At 67.7% G+C, this 24,877-nt stretch carries 25 protein-coding genes and 1 riboswitch; of the genes, 8 read left to right on the forward strand and 17 right to left on the reverse strand.

Annotated elements, in window-relative coordinates; genetic code table 11:
• Window positions 1–4: 4 nt before the first annotated feature.
• Window positions 5–1,291 (reverse strand): M20 metallopeptidase family protein, encoded by a 1,287-nt coding sequence (locus ABIB51_RS15145; protein ID WP_354189412.1) that lies wholly within the window; start codon window positions 1,289–1,291, stop codon window positions 5–7.
• A 174-nt stretch (window positions 1,292–1,465) separates the two neighbouring features.
• On the opposite strand from ABIB51_RS15145, the gene ABIB51_RS15150 reads away from it, so the two are divergent.
• Complete coding sequence (locus ABIB51_RS15150) at window positions 1,466–2,500, forward strand: AsnC family transcriptional regulator (RefSeq protein WP_354189549.1); 1,035 nt, start codon at window positions 1,466–1,468, stop codon at window positions 2,498–2,500.
• On the opposite strand, the gene soxR is transcribed toward ABIB51_RS15150, so the two are convergent.
• Window positions 2,497–3,027, reverse strand: coding sequence for a redox-sensitive transcriptional activator SoxR (gene soxR / locus ABIB51_RS15155; RefSeq protein ID WP_354189414.1), 531 nt, complete (start codon window positions 3,025–3,027; stop codon window positions 2,497–2,499). The genes ABIB51_RS15150 and soxR overlap by 4 nt on opposite strands.
• 104 nt (window positions 3,028–3,131) lie before the next feature.
• Here soxR and ABIB51_RS15160 point away from each other — a divergent pair, with 104 nt between their 5' ends.
• A complete protein-coding gene (locus ABIB51_RS15160; RefSeq protein ID WP_354189416.1) occupies window positions 3,132–4,577 on the forward strand; it encodes an MFS transporter in 1,446 nt (481 codons plus the stop codon).
• A gap of 322 nt (window positions 4,578–4,899) precedes the next feature.
• On the opposite strand, the gene ABIB51_RS15165 is transcribed toward ABIB51_RS15160, so the two are convergent.
• The gene (locus ABIB51_RS15165) at window positions 4,900–5,559 is read right to left on the reverse strand and encodes a class I SAM-dependent methyltransferase (protein WP_354189418.1); all 660 of its coding nucleotides are present in this window, start codon (window positions 5,557–5,559) and stop codon (window positions 4,900–4,902) included.
• Window positions 5,560–5,709: 150 nt separating this feature from the next.
• Between ABIB51_RS15165 and ABIB51_RS15170 the strand changes: the two genes are divergently transcribed.
• Both ABIB51_RS15170 and ABIB51_RS15175 read left to right on the forward strand, forming a co-directional pair.
• Window positions 5,710–5,886, forward strand: coding sequence for a hypothetical protein (locus ABIB51_RS15170; RefSeq protein ID WP_354189420.1), 177 nt, complete (start codon window positions 5,710–5,712; stop codon window positions 5,884–5,886).
• Window positions 5,887–6,359: 473 nt separating this feature from the next.
• Complete coding sequence (locus ABIB51_RS15175; RefSeq protein ID WP_354189422.1) at window positions 6,360–8,258, forward strand: DEAD/DEAH box helicase; 1,899 nt, start codon at window positions 6,360–6,362, stop codon at window positions 8,256–8,258.
• 115 nt (window positions 8,259–8,373) lie between these two features.
• Here the strand turns inward: ABIB51_RS15175 and ABIB51_RS15180 are convergent, their stop codons facing one another.
• The 5 genes from ABIB51_RS15180 to ABIB51_RS15200 all read right to left on the reverse strand — a co-directional run bounded on the left by ABIB51_RS15180 (window position 8,374) and on the right by ABIB51_RS15200 (window position 11,497).
• Window positions 8,374–9,024, reverse strand: a complete 651-nt coding sequence (locus ABIB51_RS15180; protein ID WP_354189424.1) for an MBL fold metallo-hydrolase — start codon at window positions 9,022–9,024, stop codon at window positions 8,374–8,376.
• Between the two features lie 21 nt (window positions 9,025–9,045).
• Window positions 9,046–10,068, reverse strand: a complete 1,023-nt coding sequence (locus ABIB51_RS15185) for an aldo/keto reductase (protein ID WP_502916144.1) — start codon at window positions 10,066–10,068, stop codon at window positions 9,046–9,048.
• Window positions 10,069–10,228: 160 nt separating this feature from the next.
• Entirely contained in the window at window positions 10,229–10,624 is a 396-nt protein-coding gene (locus ABIB51_RS15190; protein WP_354189551.1) for a DMT family transporter, read from the reverse strand.
• Window positions 10,625–10,626: 2 nt separating this feature from the next.
• Complete coding sequence (locus ABIB51_RS15195) at window positions 10,627–10,950, reverse strand: DMT family transporter (RefSeq protein ID WP_354189428.1); 324 nt, start codon at window positions 10,948–10,950, stop codon at window positions 10,627–10,629.
• 9 nt (window positions 10,951–10,959) lie between these two features.
• Window positions 10,960–11,027: riboswitch (guanidine-III (ykkC-III) riboswitch) on the reverse strand.
• A 50-nt stretch (window positions 11,028–11,077) separates the two neighbouring features.
• The gene (locus ABIB51_RS15200) at window positions 11,078–11,497 is read right to left on the reverse strand and encodes a PDC sensor domain-containing protein (RefSeq protein WP_354189430.1); all 420 of its coding nucleotides are present in this window, start codon (window positions 11,495–11,497) and stop codon (window positions 11,078–11,080) included.
• Here ABIB51_RS15200 and ABIB51_RS23265 point away from each other — a divergent pair.
• Window positions 11,489–11,653 carry an ATP-binding cassette domain-containing protein gene (locus tag ABIB51_RS23265; RefSeq protein ID WP_502916145.1) on the forward strand — a complete coding sequence of 55 codons (165 nt, stop codon included), beginning with the start codon at window positions 11,489–11,491 and terminating at the stop codon, window positions 11,651–11,653. The genes ABIB51_RS15200 and ABIB51_RS23265 overlap by 9 nt on opposite strands.
• A complete protein-coding gene (locus ABIB51_RS15205; RefSeq protein WP_502916146.1) occupies window positions 11,631–12,476 on the forward strand; it encodes an ABC transporter ATP-binding protein in 846 nt (281 codons plus the stop codon). Before ABIB51_RS23265 ends, ABIB51_RS15205 begins: the two co-directional genes overlap by 23 nt.
• On the opposite strand, the gene ABIB51_RS15210 is transcribed toward ABIB51_RS15205, so the two are convergent.
• Entirely contained in the window at window positions 12,383–13,000 is a 618-nt protein-coding gene (locus tag ABIB51_RS15210; RefSeq protein ID WP_354189432.1) for a HutD/Ves family protein, read from the reverse strand. The two genes, ABIB51_RS15205 and ABIB51_RS15210, sit on opposite strands and share 94 nt — an antisense overlap.
• 168 nt (window positions 13,001–13,168) lie before the next feature.
• Here ABIB51_RS15210 and ABIB51_RS15215 point away from each other — a divergent pair, with 168 nt between their 5' ends.
• Window positions 13,169–13,777, forward strand: a complete 609-nt coding sequence (locus tag ABIB51_RS15215; protein WP_354189434.1) for a phosphoribosylanthranilate isomerase — start codon at window positions 13,169–13,171, stop codon at window positions 13,775–13,777.
• A 91-nt stretch (window positions 13,778–13,868) separates the two neighbouring features.
• Here the strand turns inward: ABIB51_RS15215 and ABIB51_RS15220 are convergent, their stop codons facing one another.
• The 7 genes from ABIB51_RS15220 to ABIB51_RS15250 all read right to left on the reverse strand — a co-directional run bounded on the left by ABIB51_RS15220 (window position 13,869) and on the right by ABIB51_RS15250 (window position 22,197).
• Window positions 13,869–14,591: a hypothetical protein gene (locus ABIB51_RS15220; protein WP_354189436.1), complete on the reverse strand. Its 723-nt coding sequence runs from the start codon at window positions 14,589–14,591 to the stop codon at window positions 13,869–13,871.
• 247 nt (window positions 14,592–14,838) lie between these two features.
• Window positions 14,839–15,216, reverse strand: coding sequence for a hypothetical protein (locus tag ABIB51_RS15225; protein WP_354189438.1), 378 nt, complete (start codon window positions 15,214–15,216; stop codon window positions 14,839–14,841).
• Window positions 15,206–17,086, reverse strand: coding sequence for a hypothetical protein (locus tag ABIB51_RS15230; RefSeq protein ID WP_354189440.1), 1,881 nt, complete (start codon window positions 17,084–17,086; stop codon window positions 15,206–15,208). The genes ABIB51_RS15225 and ABIB51_RS15230 overlap by 11 nt, the downstream gene beginning before the upstream one ends.
• Window positions 17,083–19,206 (reverse strand): glycosyltransferase, encoded by a 2,124-nt coding sequence (locus ABIB51_RS15235; RefSeq protein ID WP_354189442.1) that lies wholly within the window; start codon window positions 19,204–19,206, stop codon window positions 17,083–17,085. Before ABIB51_RS15235 ends, ABIB51_RS15230 begins: the two co-directional genes overlap by 4 nt.
• Window positions 19,203–20,303, reverse strand: a complete 1,101-nt coding sequence (locus ABIB51_RS15240) for a hypothetical protein (RefSeq protein ID WP_354189444.1) — start codon at window positions 20,301–20,303, stop codon at window positions 19,203–19,205. Before ABIB51_RS15240 ends, ABIB51_RS15235 begins: the two co-directional genes overlap by 4 nt.
• 69 nt (window positions 20,304–20,372) lie before the next feature.
• Window positions 20,373–21,371: a glycosyltransferase family 2 protein gene (locus ABIB51_RS15245; RefSeq protein WP_354189446.1), complete on the reverse strand. Its 999-nt coding sequence runs from the start codon at window positions 21,369–21,371 to the stop codon at window positions 20,373–20,375.
• A gap of 1 nt (window position 21,372) precedes the next feature.
• Window positions 21,373–22,197, reverse strand: coding sequence for a glycosyltransferase family 2 protein (locus ABIB51_RS15250; RefSeq protein WP_354189553.1), 825 nt, complete (start codon window positions 22,195–22,197; stop codon window positions 21,373–21,375).
• A 325-nt stretch (window positions 22,198–22,522) separates the two neighbouring features.
• Between ABIB51_RS15250 and ABIB51_RS15255 the strand changes: the two genes are divergently transcribed.
• Entirely contained in the window at window positions 22,523–23,533 is a 1,011-nt protein-coding gene (locus ABIB51_RS15255; protein ID WP_354189448.1) for a glycoside hydrolase family 16 protein, read from the forward strand.
• Here the strand turns inward: ABIB51_RS15255 and ABIB51_RS15260 are convergent, their stop codons facing one another.
• Window positions 23,534–24,607 (reverse strand): metallophosphoesterase, encoded by a 1,074-nt coding sequence (locus ABIB51_RS15260; RefSeq protein WP_354189450.1) that lies wholly within the window; start codon window positions 24,605–24,607, stop codon window positions 23,534–23,536.
• Window positions 24,608–24,877 lie beyond the last annotated feature (270 nt).

Raw genomic sequence — 24,877 nt, forward strand, 5'->3', positions numbered from 1 at the left:
TGAGTCAGGGGCGGATGGCGGGAGCGGCGGCGTCTGCGGCCGCGCCGGGGCGGGCGGCCAGTGCTGCGATGCGCTGCAGGGCCAGTTCGGCGTAGAGCGCCGCGCCGTCGGCGAGCACGCCGTCGTCGAACGTGGCATACGGGGAGTGGTTGAACGCGGAGGTGGTGTGGTCCGCGTCCGCGGGGACCGCGCTGAGTCCGATGAACGTGGACGGGACCTCGTTCATCACCCGGGAGAAGTCCTCGGATCCGCTGAGCGGGTTCGCGAAGCGGGTGTGCCGCTCACTGCCGAAAAGCTCGTGGATGACGCGCTCGGCCGTGTGCGTCTCGTCCTCGTCGGTGACGCTCAGCGGGTATTCGGCGCGGTAGTCCACGTCCACCTCCACGCCGTGTGCTGCAGCGATGCCCTTGAGCAGCGCCGGGATGGCGGTCATCATTTTGTCCCGTGCCTCCTCGGAGAAGGTGCGGACGGTCGCCTCGAACCGTGCGGTCTCGGGGATGATGTTGCGCTTGGTGCCGGCCTGCAGCAGGCCCACGGTGATGACCACGGGATCGAACATGTTGAACTGCCGGGTGATCATCACCTGCAGGGCGGTGACCATTTCGGCGGCCGCGGTCACGGGATCCTTGGCCGCGTGCGGTGCCGAGCCGTGCCCGCCTGCCCCCAGGACTGTCACGAACAGCCCGTCGGAGGCGCTCATGATCACGCCGGGCCTGGTGCAGAACCGGCCGTAGGGTTCCAGGGCGGAGAACACGTGCATCCCGTAGGCGGCGTCCACCCGGCGGCCGGACGCCTCCAGGACGCCTTCGCGGATCATGTAGCTGGCGCCGTCGAAACCCTCCTCGCCGGGCTGGAACATCAGGACGACGTCGCCTGCGAGTTCGTTCCGGCGCTCTGCGAGGAGGGTGGCCGCGCCGGTGAGCATCGCCGTATGGAGGTCGTGGCCGCAGGCATGCATGGCCCCGTCGATCATCGAGGTGAAGGCGGCGCCGGTTTTCTCCTGGACGGGCAGGCCGTCCATGTCCGCCCGGAGAAGCACGGCGGGCCGGCCGGCGGCCGAGCCGGCGGTCGCGCCGGCTGCCTCCGGGCGGGGGGCCTGGCCGCGGAGGACCGCGGTGACCGACGTCGTGTCCCGGCCGAGGGTGATCTCGAACGGGAGGCCGTCCAGCGCCTTGAGCACTTTCTCCTGGGTCCGGGGGAGGTCCAGCCCGATTTCCGGTTCCCGGTGCATCTCGTGCCGGAACCTGGTGAGGTCCCCCTGCAGTTCCCTGGCGTCTGCGGCGATCGGCATTCGTGGTCCTTGTCTGTAGATCCTGGCTGGCGTGTCGCTGTCCGTGCCTCCGGTCTGTGACGACCGTTCTGCCAATTCTCCAGTGGCGCAGCTCACACTGGCCCAGGCTGCTGGAATAATGCATTTTCAAGCATCATCATGAATTTTCGCGCAATCATTGAAGGCAAGGGTGAAATGGAACTCAGCGAAGAAGACCTGGCGCTTATCCATGCGCTGCAGATCGCGCCGCGTCTGAGCTGGCAGGACGCCTCGCGGGTGCTGGGTGTCCATGCGACGTCGCTCGCGGCCCGCTGGGAGCGGCTGCGCTCGGCCGGCGCCTCGTGGGTGACAGCCCACCTGGTGGGGGACCCGAAGCAGATGTGCCTCGCCCTGGTGGACATCGACTGTGAAATGCACCGCCGGGCCGAGGTGACGGCGGCCCTGGCGGCCCTTCCGGCGGTGGTCACCATCGAGGAGGCCGCGAGCAACCGGGACCTGATGCTGACCGTGATCACGCCCTCCCTGGAGGAATTCAGCGCCGGTGTGGTGACCCGGCTCAAGGACGTGGACGGGCTGCTGAAGAACCAGGCCTCGCTGTGCACCCGGCTGCACAGCGGCGGCGACGCCTGGCGCCTCAATGTGCTGGACCGCACCCAGCGGGCGGCGCTCCGGGCGGTGGCCGGTCCCGAGGCGTCCGGACTGATGCCTGCGGAACGTGCCGGGCCGCCGCTGCCGGCCAGCCACCTGGCGCTGCTGCCCTTCCTGTCCCGGGACGGCCGTGCGACGGCGGCCGAGATCGCCCGCGCCCTCGGCCGGCACCCCGCCACCGTGCAGCGCCAGCTGAACCGGGTCCTGGCCAGCGGGATGTTGTCCTTCCGGTGCGAGGTCGCGCAGAAGTATTCAGGCTTCCCCGTCACATGTCAGTGGTTCGCCAACGTACCGGCAGGCCAGCACGAGGCGGCTGCCGCCGCGCTCCGGAGCCTGCGGAACGTCCGGCTGAGTGCGTCCACCACGGGCCGGACGAATTTCGTCATCATCATGTGGCTGCATTCGCTGGCCGAGGTGATGAATGCGGAGCTGGCGTTGCGGCAGCGGGTGCCGGGCATCGAGCTCGCCGAGAGCGTGGTCATGCTCAGCACGGTCAAGCGGGTGGGCTGGATGCTGAACCCGGACTCGACGGCGAGCGGGTCCGTCGTCGTTCCCGCCCATGGCCTCGACCTCGCGGATTAGGCCCGGTCCGCCGTGCCGGCAGCGGGCAGTGCCGTCGTCGCCGCCGCCGCCGGCGCGGCAGCGGGCAGTGCCGCGGGCTCCCAGCGCCGGGGGCCGGTCCCGCTGCCGCCCAGCTGGTCGTCGGGGTTCTGCAGCCGGCAGGTCTTCAGGCTCAGGCAGCCGCAGCCGATGCAGCCGTCCAGGTCGTTGCGGAGGTGTTCCAGCGCCGCGATCCGCTCGTCCAGCTCGGACCGCCACAGCCGGGAGAGCCTGGCCCAGTCACGCCTGGTGGGGGTGCGGCCCTCCGGCAGGGAGTCCAGTGCGGCCCGGATGTCCTTCAGCGGGATGCCCACCCGTTGCGATACCCGGACGAAGGCCACCCGGCGCAGCACGTCCCGCCGGTACCGGCGCTGGTTGCCGGTGTTCCGCGTCGAGGAGATCAGCCCGTTGCGCTCATAGAAATGCAGGGCCGACGGCGCCACACCGCTGCGCTGGGACACCTCGCCGATACTCAGGGGGTGGTGCGCCCCGCCCGCCAGCTGTGGCATGCTTCCCCTTTAGCCTTCACTCAAACTCCGCCGAAGACACTCCAGCAAACCGCAGGAGGACGGGCCTTGACCTCAACTTTAGTTGAGGTTTTAGGGTTGCGTCCATGACTATCGATCAGGCCACTCCCTTGACCCGTACAGCACCCGCCCAGGCCCACGAATCGGCCGGCCTGTTCCACCGCAGCTACCTGCTGGTGACCCTCGGTGCCTGCGCCCTGGTGTTCCTGGCCGCCTTCGAATCCATGGCGGTGACCACCATCATGCCGCTCGTCAGCCGCGAACTGGACGGCGCCGCCCTCTACGCGCTGGCGTTCGCGGGGCCGCTCGCCACCGGTGTCATCGGCATGGTGGCGGCCGGCAACTGGGCCGACCGGCGCGGTCCTGTCGGCCCCCTGTACGCCTCGGTGGCGTTGTTCGTCCTGGGCCTGCTGATTGCCGGCACGGCCGGGAGCATGGCAGCTCTGGTGGCCGGCCGGCTGGTGCAGGGCCTCGGCGGCGGCGCCATGACGGTGGCGCTGTACGTGGTGGTGGCCAGGATCTATCCGGCAGTGCTGCACCCGAAGATTTTCGCCGCGTTCGCCGCGTCCTGGGTGATCCCTTCCCTCGTGGGCCCGTTCGCCGCCGGGATCGTGGCGCAGCTCGCCAGCTGGCACTGGGTGTTCCTCGGCGTCGTGGGACTCGTGGTGCCGGCGTTGCTGATGATCGTCCCTGCCGTGCGCGGCCTGCGCGGAGCCGCGGAGCGCAACGTGCCGGAGGGCATGTCCAGCGGCCGCGCCGAGCCCGCCCGCACGCCGTGGGGTTACGGGCGGCTGGCGTGGGCTACCCTGGCAGCACTCGCCGTGCTGGGCCTCAACCTGTCCGCAGAGGTCCCGGTGGCCGGCGGCGTGCTGGCGGCCGCCGCCGTCGCCGTGGCGCTCGTCGCCGTCAGGCCTCTCGTGCCGCGAGGAACGCTCACGGCCCGCCGCGGGCTACCGAGCGTCATCCTCACCCGCGGACTGGCCTCGGCGTCATTCTTCGGCGCGGAGGTGTACCTGCCGTATCTGCTCGTGGAACGCTACGGCTTCTCGCCGACCTTCGCCGGGCTGACCCTCACCGGAGGGGCCCTCGCGTGGGCGGCCGCCTCCGCCATCCAGGGCCGGCTCGGATCCCGTCTGGATCACCGACGCGCGGTCCGGATCGGTGCGGCGCTGGTGCTTGGCGCCGTCGTCCTTACCCTGGTGACCACGTGGCTCGGCTGGCCGGCCGCCGTCGCGATCACCGGCTGGGTGTTTGCCGGTGGTGGCATGGGGCTGATGTATCCGCGCCTGAGCGTGATGACCCTGGCGCTCTCCACCAAGGACACCCAGGGGTTCAACAGCTCGGCCATGTCCATCTCCGATTCCCTTGGCGGGGCACTGGCCCTCGCCGCCACGGGAATCGTCTTTGCCGCGTTCACCACGACGGCGGCGTCCTTCGCCGGCGTTTTCGCGCTCACCGCGGCCATCGGCGTCGCCGCCGTTGTGGTCGCCCCGCGGGTATCCGGGACGCCCGTCGGCGGCCCCGGGGCCTAACCCCGGCTGAGGCCGTCCTCGGGCGTGCCGGCACCGGGGCCTGATGCTGCCGTTGGGATCGCCAAGGGCGTCCCTTACAGCCCCGCCGGCCTCCTGCAGCGCGGCCCGGTCCTGCCGGCCCGCACGATTCGGCGCGTGGGCCCCGGCCTGTTTCCCGGCACCCTCGCTCGCGGCGCCGAGGTGGTGAATGACCGTGTACTTGACGTTGTCGTTGCGTCCCATGAGATGTCCTTGCCTGCTGTTGACCGGTGGTTCCACCGGTAATCCGGAGCAGGACCGGGCCTGGATGGCCCGTGACCGGAGGGAATCTCCACCACGGCGCTCAGCGGCCGGCGAGCCTGGTGGCGCGCAGCACGGCATCGGCGATTTCGGCCGGCTCGCCGTCCGGGCCGGTCATACTGCGGCGCCGGCTCACCGCCACGTCTACGCGCCACTCGGGCGCTGCTATCCCCAGCTCCCGCACCACGTCCTCAGCGCTGAAGTACGTCTCCGGTGAGTGGTGGTTTCCCCAGGGCGGCAGGCCCTCGGGGTGGTGGCCGACGACGAACAGGGTGCCGCCCGTCCGCACCGCTGCGGCCGCGAGCTGCAGGGCCTCCTGCCACGGCATCAGGGTGGAGTGCAGGAACTGGGCGCTGACCAGCTCGTACTGCCGTTCCGGGACCCAGGTGGCGAGGTCCTGCCGCACCCACTCGATGTTCCCGGTTTGCCCGGACTCCAGGGCATGGGCCGCAGCCCGTTCCAGCGCGACGGCGGAGACATCTACCGCGGTGACAGTCCAGCCCTGGGCGGCGAGCCAGATCGCGTCGGCGCCCTCGCCGCAGCCCAGGTCCAGGGCGCGTCCGGGCGGCAGGGCGGCCGCTTCGGCGAGCAGCTGCGGATTCGGCCGCCCGCTCCACACACGGGGCTGGCTGCTGTATCTCTCATCCCACAGCTGAGCCGCCGTGCCGTCGACGGTGCCGTCGGTGTGCTGGTGCTCGGTCATGATGCTCCTTCGGGTCGCTGTTCACATCATGGCAGGCCGGCCCGGGCGGCGACACAAAGAAATCACGGCGCGGAAACGCCGCGGAAACGTTCCGGGTGCAGGCTGGAGCCTGACAACGAAATAGCTGGAACGTGGGGCAAGGAGCAAGCCATGGCTGCAGAAGAGGCCCGGCAGGTCGATTCGAGCTCGGAGCTGTCGGTGGGGGACGAAATTGAGGCGTGGCACAACGGCAAGCTCTTCCACCGCGGCCGGGTCTCGCAGACGGTGGCGTCCGTGGACTCGTGGACTCGTGGATCGTGGACTCGAGGACCGGCACCCGGCGGCTGATCGACGCCGAGGCGCTGGTCATTCTGCGCGCGGCCGCCCAGGCCGTGTCCGCCCAGGCCAGGACAGGCTCCGTGGCCCCGGCGCACGCGGCGTCGCACACCCGTTGTTCCAGGCGCCCAGCCTGGCGTTGTAGCGGGCCGCGCGGCGCGAAGCGGGCCCGGGGCCGCCCGGATGATAGACTGGTGAAACTTGATGTGCAGTGATGCCCACTCTTGATTCGGTTGACCGGCTTCGGTCCATCATCCGGATCCCCTGCTGGATTCCTTCCGGATTCCGGCTCAGGGAGTGGGATTTTTTCATGTGAGAGGCACATCCTGCGTCGATGAACGCGTTCCATTTGGTCCCGGCGGCCGCTTGCTGAAGTTTGGCAACAGCCCGGTTGATCACCTGACTTTTCTTCGGCGAACCCCTGGGCCAACCGGCACCGGGGGCCGATATCCGCACGGATACCGCCTGAAAGACCTTTGAAACATATGACTACTTTCGCTGCCCTCGGCACGCCCAAAGCACTTGCCGACACCCTCACCGCCCAGGGGATCGTCGAACCGTTCCCCATCCAGGTCAAGACCCTCCCGGACACACTGGCCGGACGCGACGTCCTGGGCCGCGGCCGCACCGGCTCCGGCAAGACCATTGCCTTCGCCATCCCGCTTGTGGCACGACTCGCCGAGCGGGAAGCCAAGCACTTCCGCAAGCCCGGCCGCCCCATGGGCCTGGTCCTCGCACCGACCCGTGAACTGGCCACCCAGATCAACGCCACCATCGAGCCGATGGCCAAGGCCATGGGCCTGACCACCACCGTGATCTACGGCGGCATCTCCCAGGCCCGCCAGGAAAAGGCCCTGCGTGCCGGCGTTGACATCGTCATCGCCTGCCCGGGCCGCCTGGAGGACCTGATCCGCCAGCGCATCCTGACCCTCGAAGGCGTCGAGATCACCGTCCTGGACGAGGCCGACCACATGGCCGACCTCGGCTTCCTGCCGGTGGTCAAGAAGCTCATGGACATGACCCCCAGCCAGGGCCAGCGCCTGCTGTTCTCCGCCACGCTGGACAACGGAGTGGACAAGATCGTCCAGCGTTACCTGTCCAACCCGCTGACCCACGCCGTGGATGAGTCACAGGCCGCGGTGACCACCATGGAACACCACGTACTGGTGGTCAACGACCAGACCGTCAAGAAGCAGCTGATCGTCGAGCTCGCCTCGGGCGCCGGCCGCCGTGTGCTCTTCATGCGCACCAAGCACCACGCCCGGAAGCTGGCCAAGACCCTGACCGACGCGGGCATCCCCGCCGTCGACCTGCACGGCAACCTCTCGCAGAACGCCCGTGACCGCAACCTGGCCGAGTTCTCCTCCGGCGAGGTCCGCGTCCTGGTGGCCACCGACGTCGCGGCCCGCGGCGTCCACGTCGACGACGTCGAGCTGGTCATCCACGTGGATCCGCCCACAGAGCACAAGGCATACCTGCACCGCTCGGGCCGTACCGCCCGCGCCGGCTCCGACGGCACTGTGGTCACGCTGACCCTGCCGGAGCAGCAGTCCGACGTCAAGAAGCTGATGAAGGCTGCCGGCGTCGAGGTCAACTTCGAGCGGGTCACCGCCAACTCGCCCCTGGTTGCCGAACTGGTCGGCGAAATGGCCGACAAGATTGATCCGCGCACCCGCGCCGCGCTGCTGGCCGCCAAGTCCAACCAGGGCGGCGGCAGCTCCACCGGCGCCAACGCCGAGCGCAAGCGCGCCCGCCGCACCACCCAGGCTGCACCCACCGCGGGTGGCCGTGGCGGCCGTGGCGGACGCGGACGCGTCGGGGCTGAGGCTCCCCGCACTGACCTTCCCCGTGCCGAGCGCCGGGCTGTGGCCTACGAAGGCCAGGCTGCCGCGCGCAACGCAGCAGAGCGCGTCATCGAGCGCAATGAGGACCGGCAGGATGCCGAGCGAGCCGAGCGCCGCAGCGTCCGCAGCCGCGCAACGTCCTACGGCACCCACCGCAACGACGTTCCGGCTGCAGGCGGCCGCGCCGCGGCCGGACGCGGTTCCGATGGTCGCGCCGCAGAAGGACGCAGCGACGCCCGGGGCGCTTCGGCTCCCCGCAGCGGCGCACCCCGCACCGGCGGAGCACCCCGCACGGGTGCCTCGGCCGGCGGCCAGCGCGGCGGACGTCCGGCAACCGGCCAGCGTGCAGCGGCCGGCGCCAAGTCCGGCGGAAGCAAAGCCGGAGGCAGCGCGGCTGTCTGGTCATCCAACACCGGTGGCACCTCGGGCGGATCCTACGCAGGCGGCGGCAACGGCCGCTCCAGCGAAGGCCGTCCGGCACGCAGCGGCGGCCCCCGCCGCGCGTCCGCCCCGGCGTCGAACGAACGCCGCAGCCGCTAAAGTTTCGCCTGCCCGCTACTTAAAGTAGCTGGCGATGCGCTAAATGCCGGTCGCTACGGGAATTCCCGCGGCGACCGGCATTATGCGCAGCGCAAACCACGAAGCGCAGCATCAGCTACCAGCCGCGGGCGCGCCACTCTTCCAAGTGCGGGCGTTCCGCTCCCAGGGTGGTCGGCTTGCCGTGGCCGGGGTGCACCACGGTGTCATCCGGATAAACGGCGAACAGCCGCTCGGCCACATCGGTGATGAGCTGGTTGAACCGACCAGGATCCTTCTGCGTGTTGCCCACGCCGCCCGGAAACAGCGAGTCGCCGGAAAAGATGTGGGCCGGGCCCTCCGGGTCCTGGTACACGAGCGCGATCGAACCCGGTGTGTGGCCGCGCAGGTGCACTGCCGTCACGTTGAAGTCGTCGAAGTTGCCGACGTCACCGTGATCCAGCAGTACGTCCACCGGCACCGGCAGCTCCGGGGCATCGTCTGTCCCGGCCGCCGTTTTCACACCCGTTGCTTCCACCAGGCCCGGCAGCGCCCGGACGTGGTCCCAGTGCTGGTGGGTGGTGGCAACCAGCGCCAGCTTCGGCGTCGCGGAGGTATCCGCGGCGGCATCGGCAAGCAGCCCCTGGATGGCGGCCAGATCATCGGCCGCATCGATCAGGAGCTGCGCGCCGGATGCTTTGCTGGTGAGCAGATACACGTTGTTGTCCATCTCGCTGACCGATATCCGGCGGATGGTGATGTCATGTAAAGAGTGAATGAGCGAGTCCATGGGCTTCAGTCTACGGAGGCGCTATTCACGGCCCTCGGATACCCAGTTGGGGTCCGCGGAGCGGGAGCCGACGACGGCGTCCGCGGCGGCGTCGAGTTTCTCCAGTTGCGCTGGGGTGAAGTCGAGCGCCAGGGCGCCCAGATTTTCATCGATCCGGTCCGCCTGCCGCGTGCCGGGGATGGGGACCACAGGCAGTCCGAGCTTCCGGCCCTGCGCGAGCAGCCAGGCCAGCGCCACCTGGGCGGGAGTTGCGGCCCGCCCGGAAACGTTCAGTTCCGCAGCGACAGCCCGCACGGTGGCCACCACATCCTGGTTGGCGTCGGCGGCGGCCGCGGCGAAGCGCGGGATGTTGCGGCGGAAGTCGTTGCTGCCCAGCGTTGAGGCGTCCACTGTGCCGGTGAGGAATCCCCGGCCCAGCGGCGAGTAGGGCACAAAGCCCACCCCGAGTTCGGCCGCGGCAGGAACCACGTTGCGTTCCACATCGCGGCTCCAGATGGACCATTCGCTCTGGACCGCGGCGATCGGGTGGATGCTGCTGGCTTCACGCAGCTCCTCGGCCGTCACCTCTGACAGGCCGAGATGCCGCACCTTTCCGGCCTGCACCAGCCCCGCCATGGCCTCCACGGTTTCCACAATCGGAACGCGGAGGTCGCGGCGGTGCATGTAGTACAGGTCGATCGAGTCGGTGCCCAGCCGTTGCAGGCTGCGGTCCACGGCCTGCCGCACGTAGTCGGCGTCGCCCCGGATGTCCGTGTAGCCGGCCGACGGTGTACCCACGAGCCCGAACTTGGTGGCCAGCTGGACTTCGCCGCGGCGTTCCTTGAGCAGCTGGGCAATCAGCTCCTCGTTGCCGCCCCCGCCGTAGATGTCCGCCGTGTCGATGAAGCTGACGCCGGCATCCACCGCGTGATGCAGGGTCCGCAGGGCCTCGGCCGGGTCCACGTCGCCGTACACCGGGGTCAGGGCCATACCTCCGAATCCGAGCGGGCTGACTCCTAGTCCGTCGCCGAGCTGGACTGATGCTGCCGTCATCTGGGTCTCCATTCGCTGTCTGTGCTGCCGGGAAGTGCCGTCCCTGCGAAGAACCGCGCCCGGAGCAGGAGTATTCCGCCGCGGTTGCGGCCCGGCCGAAGATTCTGCACGCCTTTGACGGTGGCGTGGCCGGACCGACGGCGCGTCGCGGGGGACACGCCGTCGTACTGGCTCAGACGTGGGGAGATTCCGCGGCGGACGGCGACTGCCCTGCTGGCGGGACTGGCTGGTCCCCGGCCGGAAGCAGTTTCAGTCCTGCCGCGCAGCCCACGATCCCGGCGATGAAGAGCAGTTTCACGGGGCTGGCAGGCTCGACGCCGGTCGCCATCGCCCAGCCGACCGTCAGGGCCGCGCCGATCCCCACCCAGACGGCATACGCGGTCCCGAGCGGGATGCGCTTCACGGCCAGCCCGAGTCCCGCCAGGCTGAGCGCGGCGGTGATGGCGAAGGTGAGGGTGGGCAGTGCCCGGGTGAAGCCGTCGGAAAGCCCCAGGGCGGTGGCCCAGACTGCCTCCAGCACGGCGGAGGCCAGCAGGATGGTCCACGACATTGCAGTTGATTTCGCCATGGTCATGCCACCAGCTTCAGCCCGGCGACGCAGGCCGCGATTCCGATGAGCAACAGGATCCGCGCTGCGGTGGCGCGTTCAACTCTGGCGATCATCGCGTAGCCGGACGTCAGGACGACGCCGACCCCCACCCACACGGCGTAGGCCGTTCCGGTGGGGATGGACTGCATGGCGACCGCGAGGCCACCTGTGCTCGCGATGACGGAAACGAGGAAGACGAGGGCCGGGACCAGCCGGCGGCGGCCCTTGGCCTGGGCGGTCCGGTGCAGGGCCGCGGCCCAGACTGCTTCGAGGGCTCCGGAAAGGATAAGAATTAACCACGGCATGAAAGCTCCTGTGGCCAGTCTTGTCGCGTGCCGGGTACTGAACCGTCGTCCGGAGGCCCGGTGAAAGGGGCCTTGGAATCCAGAATAGCAACCCGCGCACCGGGCAGCGAACCCGCCGGAACACGCCTCAGAGCGCGGTGGCTGAACTCCAGATCTTGAACCTCCGCCCCACCGGGTAGACGTTGCACTGATCCCCGGCGGCGGCGAGGTCGCCCGCGGCGATGTCCGCGGCCGCGGAGACGATGGCCCTGCCGTCGGGGCTCGCGAGCGTGGCCCGGTCCCCGATCCGGCGCAGGAGCGCCATGGCCCCGCGCTCGAGCCGCTGCACCGTGACGTCAATGCCCACGATTCCGGCCACCGGCCCGTCCGGACGGCAGAAGACCGGGTGCGTGAAAGTCAGGACGTATTCGTCCGTGCAGAGGAAATCCATGTACGGTCCGGTGGCGTGGGCCTGCCCGGTTTCCACCGGGATCCGGAACCATTCCGCCCTGACGTAGCGGCTGATGGAGTTGGCGCTGAAGTTGGCCAGGGCGTCCACGTGTTCCATGTCAAGGTGTTCGGCGACACCGTCGCCGTGAACGGCGTCGACCTCGACGTCCGGCAGGGGGAATTCGTCTCCATGCTCGGGCCCTCGGGCTCGGGCAAGACCACGGTGCTGCGGGCTGATCGCCGGATTCGAAGTGCCCGCCGCCGGCAGCATTGAGCTCGACGGGAAAGACGTCACCGGAATGGCGCCGTTCGAGCGCGACCTCAACACCGGCTTCCAGGACTATGCGCTCTTTCCGCACATGTCCCTCGTGGACAACGTCGCCTACGGCCTCCGCGTGCGCGGCATGGGCAAAAAGCAGCGCCACGAACGGGCCCGCGAAGCGCTGGAACGCGTGCAGCTGGGCAAATTCGTCAGCCGCAAACCCGCGCAGCTCTCCGGCGGCCGGCGCCAGCGGGTGGCGCTGGCCCGGGCCCTCGTGGACGAGCCGCTGGGGGCCCTGGACCTGAAGCTGCGGCAGCAGATGCAGGTGGAGCTGAAGGAACTGCAGCGGTCCCTGGGCATCACCTTCATCTTCGTCACCCACGACCAGGAGGAGGCGCTGACCATGAGTGACCGGATCGGCGTTTTCAACAACGGCAGCCTGCAGCAGATCGGCACGGCGCACGGGATCTACGACCGCCCGGGCGGGACGTTTGTGGCCAACTTTGTCGGCACCTCCAACATCTTCGACGCAGCCCACGCCCAGCGGCTCTACGGCCGGGCCGAGCCTTCCGATCTGGATCCTGCAGAACCTCTTCCGGCCCAACCAGGCACCGGTGGTCAACGTCGTGGCCGTGGTCCTGATAGTTGTTTCAATCGTCCCCATCTGGCTCGCGCAGCGGCTGTCCGGGGATTCGGTGGGTGTGGGCGCCGCCCGGGTGCGGGCGAAGGACGGGCTGCCCGTTACCCAGGTAGGCGGTCGATAGACACGACGGCGAGGAAGCCGCGGCCCAGGATTTCCGGTGTGGCGGTATCGGAGCCGACGACGGCGTCGTAGCGGTTCAGCGTCTCCGGTCCGGCTGCTTCAGGCTCCGCGTCACCGAGGCTGGCCGTGGCCTGGCCCTGCAGCAAAATGCCGAACTGGCCCTCGAAGACGGGATGGGCGCGCTTCTTGGAAAGCTCGATGATGGACGTGTACCCCTTGAAGGAACCGGTCCGGGTGAAGACGTTCAGGTCGCGGATGTCGCCCGTGGGCAGGGCGCCGGCCGCGTCGGCTGCGCCACTGAACCGGAACGGGCGGTATTTCTCGAGTGGATGTTCCGCGCCGTCGACGCTCAGGAGCAGCAGTTCACCCTCGATCACGGTCAGGACGCGGTCCATTCCGGGAAAGGCGGAGAAGGCGCCGGCCTTGGAGACCTCGGCGATGCTGACCCGCCAGTCCCAGGCGCCGTCCTGCGCCGTGCCGGCATCCGCGGCTCCGGGCTCCGCGCCGGGCTTTGGACGGCTGGCCACGTCCCGGGTCACCCCGCCGCCATTTCGCCAGGGTTGGGCTTTCAGCTCGGCAAAGCGGATGATCTCCATCTCCCCAGCCTATCCGCCGATCCCGGAAGCAGCGGCCGGCCAGGGCGAACGGCAGCAGGACGACGGGACAACAGCCACGTGACGTCGGCGCGGCCCGCCGCGAGTTGCTAACGTCGGAGACAGAGTCAAAGTCAAAGTCAGAGTCAGAGGCATGGCGGAAGGAGCCGAATGTTCGTCAAAGTGTGCGGCCTCAGTACCCCCGAGTCGGTCCGGGCCGCGGTCGAGGCCGGGGCAGACGCCGTCGGGTTCGTGCTCACGCCCAGCCCGCGCGAGGTGACCCCCGCCCGGGCCCGGGAACTCCTCGCCGACGTTCCCGGCCGGGTGGCCGCGGTCGGCGTCTTCCGGCACGAGACCGCGACGGCGGCCGTCGGCCTGGCCCGGCGCGCCGGGCTGGAGTGGGTCCAGTTGCACGGCGACCGCATCAGGGGGGACGTGCAGGCCGTGCACGATGCCGGGTTGAAAGTCATCCGGGCAGTGACCATGGACGCCGCCGCGGAGGCGTTCGCCAGCTGGGGCGAGGATCTGCTGCTGATCGACGCCGCAGTGCCCGGTTCCGGGGAGGCGTGGGACTATTCGTCAGTCCGGGCCAAGGGGCTGGCGGGCCGGGACTGGCTGCTGGCCGGCGGCCTGGATCCCGCCAATGTTGGCGAGGCGGCGGCCAAGGCCGGTGCCTGGGGCGTTGACGTGTCCTCCGGTGTCGAATCAACCCGCGGGGTGAAGGACCTGGCCAAGATCCGAGCGTTCGTGAAATCCGCGAAGTCCGCGAAGTCCGCGTAAGGCTTTCAGGACGCGGGCACAGGAGCGGCGGCCGGGGGACTGCCCGGCCGCCGCTCCTTTTGTTGCCGTCTCCTGCTGCTACGGCGCAGGGTTATGAGCGCTTGATGATCACGTCATCGATGTACTCATCGCCCTTCTGCCGGTTGTGCTCGGCCCCCAACTGGACCTTGCTCAGGCTTGTGGCATTGATGTTGACCGCACTGCTGGAGTATTTCAGCGTGTTGTCGAACCACACCTGGACCGTTGATTTGGAGCCGTTCGTCGTAACCCGCATGCCCACGCGGTGCCAGGCGTTCAGGGTGATGCTCCCGGACGTCAGCTTCGTGTAGACGAACCCGGTGGGCGACGTGACCCGCAGCCACAGCTGGCCGTTGCTGTTGTACCGGTAGACATCGGCAATCCGGGTTGTGCCAGAGAAGAAGCGGAAATAGGGAACATCGTTGCCTGCGACTCCGGCGACGGTGATGTTGAACCAGCCGTCGGCGTAAGCGGTTTTGGTGGCCGTAGTGAACGGCATGGAAAGGTTTGCGAGCGAGCCGGAAGTGTCGGTCACATGCAACTTGGCCGACTTGGTTCCGGTGTGTTTCTGGGTGCCCGAAACGGTCGCCGTGCCGTCTCCGCCCAAAGTCGGAGTGAAGCCGCAGAAGCCGCCTGCTTCAAAGCTGGTGTCCATTACGGCGGTTCCCGGAAAGGTGTTTGACGGCGAGGGCTCGCAGATGGCAGCGGTTGCCGCCGGCGCGGAACCGAAAACCAGGGAACCGGCGACGAGCAGCCCTAACGTCCCTGCGGTGCTGAGCGCTTTTACTGTTCTCATTTGATTCACTCTCAGGATCAGTTGTGGATGTAGTCCGTCGTTTGCGGACAAGCCCAGCGGCATGGGCAGGCTGGCGCCGCTTAGAGAAGGCGCATCAGCTGCGCTATTACCGAGACACTTACTACGCACAGAAGAGCCGCCGTCGCGTACAGCGCGGTCCGGGGAAGTGCTTTGTTGGGGTTCATTTCCCGCAACACGTCGCAGGTCACAAGCGAAGTGATGGCGGCCAAACCCGTCAGGAAGGCAATCATTTCGCACCTGCCAAAGAGCCCCGCGACCGCTTGGCCTCCACTGCCAGCAGACCAAGCGTGAGGAGGGACAGGAGGCACACACCGACCGGGGGTGACCAGAGGTGTGCGTAAATCATTGCCGTCGAGACGAGCGTTGACATCGCGAGACTGAAGGCGATGGCTATGGCGATGACGAGGGGAAGCGCGCCGCCGCTCTGCTCGGAGGGCTGGGGGGCGAACCGGAGCAGCAGGACCAGCGCCGTTCCCGGACCCGAGAGCATCAGCAGCCCTATGAAGGCCAGACGGAGGCCCTCGGGACCGAAGAATGAGAGCGGGATGGACGCTATTGCGACGGCGGCCGTCGCGTAGCTCACGTATCGGCGTTCAATTGCCATTTCGAGCTCCTTCAATGTGGAAAATCACGCCGTCGTTGTTCTCGGAAACCCTCGTCCAGCCGGCGCTGTTGCCGCACGTCGCGACAAATTTCTGAAGGTCTCCTGTCGGGGTTGAACCGCGGAGTTCCGCGGCGTGTAGCTGGCTGATAGTGACGATCAAATAGGCCCCGGACCGCGCGGCAATCTCGTTGGCGGCGTCACACGTCAGCGGGCTCGCGCCGGGCCTGGGCTCGGCCGGAACCAGCGCCCGGTAGTCGTATCCGGCGTAGTGCTGGAACTTCCAAGGTGTGTTGCGCACGGCCTCGATCAGAACGGACCCGGCGGGCGCGGTCTCATACAGACGGTTCACCAGGGCGACTTGGTCCGTGGTGAAGCTCTCCATGATGTCGTTGCCGTATCTGGTCACCACGGTGGCCGTGGCGAAGACAGCCCCCAGCAGCACCAGGGCAATGCCGCGCCGCCAGCCCGGACCGTTCGGCTTGTCCGACATCAGCGGCAGCACGGCCAGGCAGGCCACGAACGGAAGGCTGAACAGGTAGAGCCGCAGCAGCAGCTCGCCGCCATATGGCTGGACCGGGACGAGGACCAACAGGGCCAGCGCTCCGACCGCTGCCGTGAGCCAAGGCGCCCCGCGCCGGCGGCCCACCACGGCCCCCACGACAGCCAGCACCCACAGCAGCGCCACCTCGGCCAGCCGCAGGTAAACGACAAACATGTGGGAGTCGCTGCCGGATACCCTCGAGCTCAAGCTGCCTAAGGTGTTGGCCCCAATGTCCCCGATCGAGCCGAACAGTTGCTCTTGGTGCCCCTGGAAATAGCTCGATGCCGCAAAAACGAGCCACCCCACCGGCAGCATCACCGTCAGCACGGGGAGGAAGCGTAGCCGCAACCGTCCCGTCAGCAGGAAGGCCGCCACGATGGGGATGGCCGCAAAGGGCGTCAGCTGGTGCGACACCGTCATGGCCACGAGGAGTACCGCACAAACAACGACGAGGACCGCCGTGGTTTCCCGGGACGTCCCGTCGAGGCCCGGCTGCGGAGCGGCGGTGTCCAGCTTTCTGGTGATCCGGGACAGTGCGCTGCCAAGACCGTCCCGGTCCGTCCGCCACGCCCACCCGGTAAAGGTATTGAGGATGCAGGCGAGGAGGGCCACAAGGAGCACAAAGGCGTAGGCCTGCGGCGCCAGGTAGTCCTGGCCCACCCAACTGGTCAGATAGAAGAGCCAGACGGCCGCCCATGCGTGGCGGCGGTGGGATGTCAGCCGTGTGGCCAGCGCCAACAGCGGGGCCAGGAGGATTACGTTGATTGCGACGGGCGACCATGTCGCGACGGCCATGAGGTCCTTCACGCCGGTTGCCCCTGATAGCATTCCCAGCAGGTCAAAGAAGCCCGGCCAGCTAAAGTAGGCGTCCAGGTTCGGGTCCAGCTGTCCGGACTGGGCTATGTAGTCGGCAATCCCCAGGTGCCGGTAGCTGGCTTCAAGCCGGGGGAGGCCGTGGATGATCGGCCCGGCTCCGTGCAGGATTATTACCGTGACAAGGATCTGCCAGGTCAGCAAGACCGGCTTCACCTGGGGAAGGCTCAGCGAAGCGACGAATCCCACGATAATCAGGGCGAGGGCCACGAAATAGGCGGGCGGCAGCGCGCCGATCAGGCCGGCACCCCCGATCTGCAACGGATCGACGCTGGCCAGGCTCCAGATACCGAGAATCAGGCATGCTGCGGCGAGCCCGGCGAGGGCGGCGACGTGCCACGCGGGCGTCACCCGCGGACCGGCGGCGGCCGGCGGCCTCCCGCCGCCGCGGTGCAAAGCGTCCGTCACGCCGTGCGCGGTGGCGGCGGGTGCGATTGCTGTCGACTTATGTGTCATGGTGTCTCCATTCCGGTCGGTTCCTGGTTCGCCGACGAACGAATCTGTACGGCACCGGAGGAAGCCTTGACGTGAGTCAGGGCTATCAGGCGCCAGCTTGCGATCAGCGCCACTGCAGCCTGCGCCAGGGACCACAGCATGGAAATGCCGGTGAGCCCGTATAGGTGGGCAACGGCGGGAGCCGGCACCAGCACAAGGACTGCGGCCGCCGCGGCGACTGCCGTGGATTCCAAGAGCCGCCCCTGGGCCCGGCACAGCCCGTAGTACACCTGGGTGATGCAGCTCAGGAGGACCGCGGGGACGAGGATGGGAATGAGCGCCGAGGCCGATGCGTAGTCCGGTCCAAGGAAACGCAGCAGGAGGGGTCCGGCAAAAATGAGCAGGCCGCCGGCCACCAGCGTCAGCAGAAGGCTGGCCCGGAGGGCGGAAGCGACCAGGCCGGGCCGCTCACGCGATCTTGCCAAAGCCGTCTGAAGGGAGAAACCGGCCGACTGCGGCACGAAGAACACTGCCGAAGCCATCATCCACACGATGTACCAGGCTGCGGTCGGTGCCGGGCCCAGCGTGGCCGCGACGATGAGGGGAAGCAGGTAGCCGGGGGCGCGGTCGGCAAGCATCAGAGCGTGGTTCGGGAGCCCGGGCTTAAGGAGCTTCAGGGCGAGCGGGTGCCGCAGCCCATGCCGCCAGTCGGGGGCGGCCTTGGCGCGGCGGAGCTGGCGCAGCCCCACCACCACGCTGGCCACGGTCCCGGTCGCCACGGCGCCTACAACAACCGACACTTCGTGGATTCCGAACGTGAAAGCGAGTGCCAGCACCGAGAGCTGCACAATGCTCTGGACGATGCTGCGGCGAAGTGCACGGTCGGCGCGCTCCTGGGCCACGCCGATGTGGTCGAGCTGATAGGCGACGGCGCCGGACACGGCTGTGGCGAGGAACAGGACCGTGACCACGGGATTGTTCCAGGCCGCGCCGACTCCCGAACCGAAGTAGCCGGTTATCGCGGCAAGCCCTCCGGCCACCGCGAGGGAGAAGGTCCCTACAGTCAGCAGGCTGGTGGCAATGAGGCGGCGGCCGCCGTCCGGTTCGGCAGGCAGGAGGGTCAACGTGGCAGGTCCGACGCCAAACATACCCAATTGCACGGTCAGGAGCGCCGCGGACACCACGGCGGATCCGAGCCCGGTCTGGGCGGGGGAAAGGACGAGGGCGACCATGGCCCAGAAGAGGAAACCCGTGACCATCGGGGCCACCCTGGCAGCCGCGAGCCACGCGGCGTTTCCACCGACCGAAAGGGGCTGGCCCGCCGGGCGCAGGATCTCGCCGATCATGGACCGGTAGTTATAGAGGAGGAAACCGGGCCAGTAGAACAGATACCGGGGCGCACGAACCAAGGACATGCCCACGCCTCGCACCGTGGCCAGCAGGGGGAGCGCCACTATCCATCCGGCGCGGGCCGGATGTTTGCGGATTGTCCGGGCCATTCCGGCGCCGTCCTGCTCCCATTGGTCGCGGGCCCCGTCAAAGGTGTCGGTGAACCGGTGCCGGACCACGGTCGTGGGTGACACGCCCAGCCGGTAGCCGGCCTTCTGCAGGCGGATCCGCAGTTCGATGTCCTCGCCCGAGCGGAAGGAATCATCGAAGCCGACCGAAAGTAGCAGGTCGCGGCGCATGATCGTGGCGCAGACACCGAACCAGGACCGCACCCGGCTGTGATTGTGGTGCCAGGCCAGGGCCGACCCCCAGTACCCGGGCCCGTCGGACTCGCTTGCCAGGCCGAACTGCAGGCCGTCGAAGCCGCCGGTTTCGAATTCACCCAGAAGCCGGCCGAGGCTGCCTGGCGGGAGGACGACGTCGGCGTCAATGAGGGTGACGATGTCGCAACGGGCGTTCTTGACCCCCAGCATTCGTGCGGCCGGCAAGCCGCGGCCCTCGTCGGAGATGACCTGCGCACCGAAGGAGCGGGCGATCTTGATCGTGTCGTCGGTTGAACAGCCATCGACCACGATCAGTTCGCGGGGACCCTGACCCGTGATGGACTCCAGACACTCACCAAGCCAAGCGGCGGCGTTCCGCGCCGGAACGACCACCGACACTTCGAGTTCGACCACGTCAGTCCACCTCACTCGTCGAGCTTTGAACACACAACGTTCGCGACGAAATCAGAGGTCCGGTCAGCGGACCACTGGACAGGGAGGCGAAGCAGTGAGCACGGCACGCCTTCAAGGGCGCGCCGCACAACGGTGGCCTTTGCCCCGAAATGTTCCTCCAGGGGGACCAGTCCCGACGCGCCCAAGGCTTCTACGAGCCGGCGGGACACCATCGGGAGTTCGGAATGGAAGTTCCCGACGATGCGGGACGTCATCCAGTCGGCACTGCGCGGTTCGAGCTGCGCTTCGGTGCCGTCGAAGCGCTCAAGGAAGATCGCCAGCTGCGCCGGCGCAGCTGATGAGATCCGGTCCGCGCCGAAAACCTGTTCCGGGTGCACCATCCGGTGTTCGGGGGACCAGCGCCTGGTGAACGCGGCTGTCTTCGGGTAACGCACGATCACGGGGTGGACAGTCGTCGCCAGATGGGCCACGGGGGTGGTGAGCCAGCCCGGGGCCAACGGCTTGCGCGTTCCGTGGAACAGTGCGGGATAGATGGCCCGGTGGTGTGGCTTGATGAACATTGGTTTCGCGTAGCCCATGAGCATGCCGCCAGCGCCCAGGAACGCCCAGTCATCGGCCATGAACCGGACACCGGGCATGGCTACCAGTTTGGCAACGGTGCTTGTTTTGCCCACCCCGCCCCATGCTGGCAAGAGGACTCCGGAGCCGCGGAAATCGACAACTGCGGCGTGGATCATCGCCGTCTCTTCCTGGACGCAAAGCCGGTCCAGCAAGGGGATGACGGCGGTCAGCAGCTCACCGCTGCCTTCGATCCTGTACCCCTGTGGCGTTTCGATAATCTGGACGCGGTCCGCGGGGATGTACAGCGAATCCGCTGTGAAGCGATAGGCGCCTTCGGCGTGTGACCGGTCGGAGACCGGCGAGATCTCTTCGGTGATGAAGAGCCGCCTGGAAGCCAAGGATTTGCCTAGAAAGGGGGCGAACATGTCCCGCAGCTGCGACTCGCCGGGTGTTCCAGGTGCCACCTCGATGCCCACCATGCCATGGATATCAAATCCGGCCCCGCTGGCGGCGCCGGACTGCTCAATCACGTCTCGTTCAGACTGGCTCATGGCAGGATCTTTCTGACGTCGTGACTGCCGGAGCGGCGAACTGCGGGGTGTGCGGCTGGTGAAGGTGTCTCACTGGACTTCCCTCCACAGCTCGTCCTTTGGGTCGGGGTTGGTCTCCGGTGCCGCAGGTCGGGCGGGCAGGCGGCGGCCGCGCAAGTATCCGGCGGCGGTGGACGCGAGTACCACGATGATGATTCCCGCACGGCTCAGGCCGGCCGGGTCGTTGCCTCGGGTCCAGTCGCGGATGCCGGCGAATACGGCCCGCGGCAGCACTTGCCGGACATAGCGCCGTTCGGGGCCGAGGGCACGTTTGTGGCCGACCACCCGGCTCACCTGGGCCTTGGAGATGCCCTCGGCCCAGGACCGCGTCAGCATGTACCGCAGCGTGCCACGCTCCGCGGGCACGTGGTGGTTGACGAGGGCCGCCGGCTCGTACACGACCCTGCAGCCGGGGGCGCCCATGACCGCCCGGATGCAGAGTTCGGTCTCTTCACACCCGAGGGGGACAGTGTCCTGACGGCCCAGTGACGGATTGAATCCGCCGACCCGGTCCAGGACCTCGGCACGGAATGACATGTTCGCGCCGATGACGTTACGCACTTCGGCAGCGACCTTGGGCAGGCCGCGGTAAGAGCAGCCGACGATCCAGTCCAGTTCCCGGGCAAAGTACGCCGGCCGCCCGGCCGCCCAGTGTGGCTCGACACGGCCGCCCACCGCCAGGACATCCGGATCGTCGTACAAGGCTACGATGCGTTCGAGCCAATCCGGTGCGGCTGCGGCGTCGTCGTCGAGGAAGGCCACTACCTTGGCGTTCGCGACTGCGGCCCCGCTATTGCGGGCGCCGGAGAGGCCTTTGGGCCCGTTGTTTTCGACAATCACAACGTCCGGCACCGTGAAGATCAGCCGCTTGTAGAGGTTCATGTTGTAGTCCACTACCACGATCGTCTGCTGCGGCGGAAGCGACTGGACACGGACCGAGTCCAGAGCGCCCATGAGCAGATCCCACCGCTCTTCTGCGTACGTGCAGATAACTACGGAAATCGTCGGTGTTCCTGGGGCCTGGGACATCCTAGGCCCCTCGCCGCAGTCCCAGGACGCTCTGGGGATCTGTGGGGATGTGCGGCAGCGCGACACTCGGATACTTGTACTTCACCCGTCGCAGCGCCTCCGGCCGGGCTCCGGCGGTCGGGGCCTCCCACGTGTAGCGTTCACGGGCGAGGGTCCGCAGCACGCGCCATCCGTCCCGGAAGGTGTGGAGGTTTGACTTTCCGGAGATGCGGCACAGTTCGTGGCTGGGGACCTCGGCGATCCGAAGACCTGCCCTGGCCGCCCGCACGATCAGCTCCGTCTCGATTTCAAAGCCATCGGACCGCAACTCCAGGATGTCAACGCACTCCCGGCGCAGTGCGATGTATCCGTAGCAGAGGTCGGAATAATCGCTTTTCAGGACGGCGTTGGCAAGCCGGGTCAGCACCCGGTTGCCCGAGCTCCGCAGCTTGGTCAGGTCATCGGAGCCGCCACCGGTGACGTAGCGTGATCCCTTCACGAAGTCGTAGTCATGCTGGAGCGGGGTGACGAGCCAGCCAATTTCATGCGGATCCATGCTGCCATCACCGTCCAGCATCACGATGATGTCGCCCGAAGCGGCGGCGAATCCTGCCCGCACCGCGTTGCCTTTGCCGGCGCGGGGCTCGGCAACAACCACGACGTCCAGGCGGAGTGCGCGGGCGACGTCGACGGTGTTGTCCAGGGACCGGCCGTCGACGATCACAACTTCGTCAACATACATCGGCATCCGGCGAAGGACCCAGGGAAGGTTCATCGCCTCATTAAGCGTAGGGATAATTACGCTGACCGAAGGGCCAAGATGGGGCGGTATTGATTGCGTGTGCATCTTGGGTTTGAGATTTGGGACGGACATCAGCCTCACCACTCAATGACGTTTTTTGGCCCCATCTACAGCTTGGCCTGCCGCGAACCGGGAATCGCAGCCTTGTCGCTGTTGAATAGAAGCATTCGGGTAAAAACCCCCCTGCTAGATACTGGTCCGTTTACCTTTCGGAAACCTTGGGATTTATTGAAACTACAATGTCCCAAATTCTGGCCTGTCCAGGGGCGGCGCTGGACCGGCCTGGCTCGGTGATGGGCTGCCGGAATGGGCCCCGGAATCGGGGCCAGATCTGTTGATCGAACGGATGGATGCATGCGAGACTGGCCGGATGAGGTCACCCGGTCATGGCGGCGTTGCCCGAAGCAGCAACCGGCGCCTCCGAAATTCCCGGTTGGTGCTGGTTCCTGCCGTCGTGCTGGCCCTCGTGGGCTGCGGGGCAGACGCGGTTCCCCGGAGCCAGAGTCCTCTCGGGTCGGAGTCCGGCTCGCCGCCGACGTCGAGCCCCGCCCCGCCGTCCGGCTCGAGTACGTCATTGCCGTCCACCTCGAGCCGGACGCCGACCGCCAGCCCGCAGGCCGCCACCCCCAAGCCGACCCGGACGACCGATGTGAACCCTGTGGGCGATCTGCCCGGCTGGCGACAGGTCTTTATGGAGGACTTCACGGCCGGTGACGTCCCGATCGGCGCCTTCCCGGGACCCCTCTACCAGGAGCGTTGGAGCGCCGGGTACAAGGACGGGATTCCGGACACCGCCGGCCAGATCAGCGGCGGCAAGTCCGGCTACTACCCGTCGAAGGTGCTCAGTGTCCACGGTGGTGTCCTGGACTGGTACCTGCATTCCGAAAATGGCATTTCCATGGGCGCTGCACCGCAGCCCAGAATCCCTAACGCCAGTGCAAATCCGCCGCGCTACAACAGCTTCCTGTACGGACGCTATTCGGTCCGCTTCAAGGCCGATTCGCTTGCCGGTTTCAAGACGGCGTGGCTCATGTGGCCGGACAGCGGGGTCTGGCCGCGTGACGGTGAAATCGACTTCCCGGAGGGGGAGCTCACCCGGACCATCTATGGAGCAACGCACGCGGGAACCAACCATGCTGAGGTGTTCGATTCGGGTGTGCCGTTTACCTCTACCTCGTGGCACATAGCGACAACGGAGTGGAGCCCGGAGCGCCTTGAATTCTTTCTCGACGGACAATCCCTCGGCGCCAGCACCACCGACGTACCTTCGACGCCGATGCACTTTATCCTGCAAACCGAGTCATGCCTCACCGGCTGTCCCGCGCCGGAAACCCAGGGCCACGTCTATCTGGACTGGATCAGCATGTGGGCCCCGGCGTAGCTATTTGCGCTGGATCCGGAAGGAGTCCGTGAGGCTGTACCCCTCGGCGGGAACAAACCGGGCACTCAAGTCGCTGGATGTGGCGTTGACGTCCAGGGTACCCATAGCGGGGTTTTGGTTCCTGCCGGACCACTTCGCAAAGTAGCCCATCTCGGGATCCTTGCTTTTGATGTCGTAGAGTCCGACGCCGCCGACGCCGATGGTTGCGAACACAGTTCCGGCGCCCTGCACCGTGCTGCTGTCCACATCAGCCAGGCAGTTCGCGGAGAAGGATGCCGGCACCAGGCCCCGGCAGCTGGTGCCGGTCGCCAGCTGATGCGACCGCTGATAGACGTGGTCATGGCCCGACAGGACCAGATCGACCTTCTTGTCGATCAGCATGTTGGTGAATTCTTCGCCGGCCTGGCAGTCATATCTGCCCAGGCTGAAGCAGGGGACGTGCATGCCGACGACGGTCCAGGGGATGTTTTCCGCCCTCGCCCCGTCGATGGCGTCGGTGGTCCAGCGCCACCGATCGCTGTCCCTTGAGTAATCGAGCGGCCCGTTCCGGAAATCGATGCCGGGGGATACCAGGATGAATCGGACCACCGGGTTCTTTTCGGGGACGTCCGCGTACCACTGTGTTCCGTATTCCCCCTGCAGGCCGGGGAGCTTGTTGGGAAGGCAGCGGACGAAGTTTTCGATGTCCCCTTCGTGCCCATCACTCTCGTGGTTTCCGGTCACGAGCTGGTAGGGGAAGTCCGTACCCAGTTTGCCGGTCACCATGTCGCAGAATTGCTGTTCGATTCCGGCCTCGTACGAGAAGTCGCCGAGGGCCAGGTTCAGCTGCGGCTTGAGGCCGGCGACGACGTCGAGCACCTTTTTGGCCCCCGAGCCGACGCCGATGTCCCCCTGGGCCGTGAAGTGCACGGTGGTGTCCGCCGATTGCCCGGACGTGGTCGGCTGCGGCGAACCAGTGGGGGAGGGCGGCGGGGGCTCCGGGGGGCCGGGGAGGCAGGCGGTCAGAAGGAGGCTCAAGGCCAGAAAAGCAGCCCCGAGCCTGAACTTGCCGCGTGTGCGTAGCGATCCGGCCACGATTCCTCACATTGGATGGATCAGGCTTCCGTGAAATCTAGGAATTTACAGGCCAGACTAACGCCGGGGCGGGTCCGGCAACAGACGCCGAACCCTGGGACCACAAAGCGCGGCCCGAAAGCGCGGCCCGCGACGCGCCCGCCGCGGCCCGGCCCGGGGCCGGTGTTCGCTCCGGACGTCCGGAGTCCCTAGCCGGGAGCGGTGCGGCCTCGCTAGCATGCTTGGTGGGGGAATACCCCGAATGCCCGGCGGGTCCGGCCCGCCACCCTC

It is taken from the genome of Arthrobacter sp. UYCu712 (assembly GCF_040547005.1).
Lineage (GTDB): Bacteria > Actinomycetota > Actinomycetes > Actinomycetales > Micrococcaceae > Arthrobacter.

Coding starts and splice junctions, on each gene's coding strand:
- ABIB51_RS15145 (WP_354189412.1), bottom strand. CDS start 1,291: ATGCCGATCGCCGCAGACGCCAGGGAACTGCAGGGGGACCTCACCAGG.
- ABIB51_RS15150 (WP_354189549.1), top strand. CDS start 1,466: ATGGAACTCAGCGAAGAAGACCTGGCGCTTATCCATGCGCTGCAGATC.
- soxR (WP_354189414.1), bottom strand. CDS start 3,027: ATGCCACAGCTGGCGGGCGGGGCGCACCACCCCCTGAGTATCGGCGAG.
- ABIB51_RS15160 (WP_354189416.1), top strand. CDS start 3,132: ATGACTATCGATCAGGCCACTCCCTTGACCCGTACAGCACCCGCCCAG.
- ABIB51_RS15165 (WP_354189418.1), bottom strand. CDS start 5,559: ATGACCGAGCACCAGCACACCGACGGCACCGTCGACGGCACGGCGGCT.
- ABIB51_RS15170 (WP_354189420.1), top strand. CDS start 5,710: ATGGCTGCAGAAGAGGCCCGGCAGGTCGATTCGAGCTCGGAGCTGTCG.
- ABIB51_RS15175 (WP_354189422.1), top strand. CDS start 6,360: ATGACTACTTTCGCTGCCCTCGGCACGCCCAAAGCACTTGCCGACACC.
- ABIB51_RS15180 (WP_354189424.1), bottom strand. CDS start 9,024: ATGGACTCGCTCATTCACTCTTTACATGACATCACCATCCGCCGGATA.
- ABIB51_RS15185 (WP_502916144.1), bottom strand. CDS start 10,068: ATGGAGACCCAGATGACGGCAGCATCAGTCCAGCTCGGCGACGGACTA.
- ABIB51_RS15190 (WP_354189551.1), bottom strand. CDS start 10,624: ATGGCGAAATCAACTGCAATGTCGTGGACCATCCTGCTGGCCTCCGCC.
- ABIB51_RS15195 (WP_354189428.1), bottom strand. CDS start 10,950: ATGCCGTGGTTAATTCTTATCCTTTCCGGAGCCCTCGAAGCAGTCTGG.
- ABIB51_RS15200 (WP_354189430.1), bottom strand. CDS start 11,497: ATGGAACACGTGGACGCCCTGGCCAACTTCAGCGCCAACTCCATCAGC.
- ABIB51_RS15210 (WP_354189432.1), bottom strand. CDS start 13,000: ATGGAGATCATCCGCTTTGCCGAGCTGAAAGCCCAACCCTGGCGAAAT.
- ABIB51_RS15215 (WP_354189434.1), top strand. CDS start 13,169: ATGTTCGTCAAAGTGTGCGGCCTCAGTACCCCCGAGTCGGTCCGGGCC.
- ABIB51_RS15220 (WP_354189436.1), bottom strand. CDS start 14,591: ATGAGAACAGTAAAAGCGCTCAGCACCGCAGGGACGTTAGGGCTGCTC.
- ABIB51_RS15225 (WP_354189438.1), bottom strand. CDS start 15,216: ATGGCAATTGAACGCCGATACGTGAGCTACGCGACGGCCGCCGTCGCA.
- ABIB51_RS15230 (WP_354189440.1), bottom strand. CDS start 17,086: ATGACACATAAGTCGACAGCAATCGCACCCGCCGCCACCGCGCACGGC.
- ABIB51_RS15240 (WP_354189444.1), bottom strand. CDS start 20,303: ATGAGCCAGTCTGAACGAGACGTGATTGAGCAGTCCGGCGCCGCCAGC.
- ABIB51_RS15245 (WP_354189446.1), bottom strand. CDS start 21,371: ATGTCCCAGGCCCCAGGAACACCGACGATTTCCGTAGTTATCTGCACG.
- ABIB51_RS15250 (WP_354189553.1), bottom strand. CDS start 22,197: ATGCACACGCAATCAATACCGCCCCATCTTGGCCCTTCGGTCAGCGTA.
- ABIB51_RS15255 (WP_354189448.1), top strand. CDS start 22,523: ATGAGGTCACCCGGTCATGGCGGCGTTGCCCGAAGCAGCAACCGGCGC.